This window comes from Streptomyces mabaensis (assembly GCF_053763515.1).
The window spans coordinates 1-1,085 of record NZ_JBSOPZ010000087.1 but is presented as its reverse complement, the minus strand read 5'-3'; the positions used below and the strand labels follow the sequence as shown (position 1 = coordinate 1,085).

General features: G+C 67.6%; 1 protein-coding gene. It reads right to left on the bottom strand.

Annotated elements, in window-relative coordinates; translation table 11 throughout:
* A partial coding sequence (locus tag ACWV17_RS33820; RefSeq protein WP_455362669.1) for a condensation domain-containing protein occupies nt 1-1,085 on the bottom strand: 1,085 nt, incomplete at both ends.

The window sequence follows — 1,085 nt, the reverse complement described above, 5'->3', positions numbered from 1 at the left end:
GGTGTGGGTGTGGGTGTGGAAGGTTTCGGCCAGGTCGAAGAACAGGTCGAATTTGGCTGCCGGTTCGCCGGTGGGCAGGGGTTCGGTGTCGATGCCGGGCAGGTCGAGTACGGCCTGGACGTTGTTCTGCAGCGCGAGCATGACCTGGAAGAGCGGGTGGCGGGTCATCGAGCGGGCCGGTGCGAGGTCCTCGACCAGCCGCTCGAACGGCAGGTCCTGGTGGGCGAACGCGGCCAGGTTTTTTTCTTGGGCCTGCTCCAGTAGGCGGGTGAACGTGGGGTCACCGGACAGGTCGGTGCGTATCACCAGGGTGTTGACGAAGAAGCCGACCAGGTTGTCCATCGCCTCGTCGGTGCGTCCGGCGACCGGGGTACCGAGCGGAATGTCACTGCCCGCGCCGAGCCGGGACAGCAGCACCGCCAGCGCCGCCTGGAGCACCATGAACACGGTCACGCCTTCAGCGCGGGCCAGCTCGGCCACCCGGGCATGCACCTCGCCCGGCACCCGGATCTCCACCCGGCCACCACGGTGCGAAGCCACCGACGGCCGCGGCCGGTCGAAGGGCAGCGTGAGTTCCTGGGGCAGCTCGGCCAGTGCCTCGCGCCAATAACCCAGCTGCTCGTTCAGCAGACTCTCCCGGCCGGTCTCCTCACCCAGCAGCTCGCGCTGCCACAACGTGTAGTCGGCGTACTGCACCGCCAACGGCTCCCACCCGGGTGCCCGCCCGGTGGTTCGGGCCGCGTACGCGGCCGACACATCCCGCGCCAACGGCCCCATCGACCATCCGTCACCGGCAATGTGATGCACCACCATCACCAGCACATGCTTGTCAGGACCGGTCTCGAACAGCCAGGCCCGCAGCGGGATCTCAGTGGCGAGATCGAAGCGGTGAGCCGCGACCTCGTTGATCGCGGACGCAAGGTCGGCAACCTGCTCGACCACCGGCAGATCAAAAGAGGCCTTCTCGGGCGGGAGTATGTGCTGATACGGCTGCCCGTCCACAGTGGCGAACACCGTACGCAGCACCTCGTGCCTGCCCACCAGATCACCCAAGGCATACGTCAGCGCGTCGACATCCAGCGCCC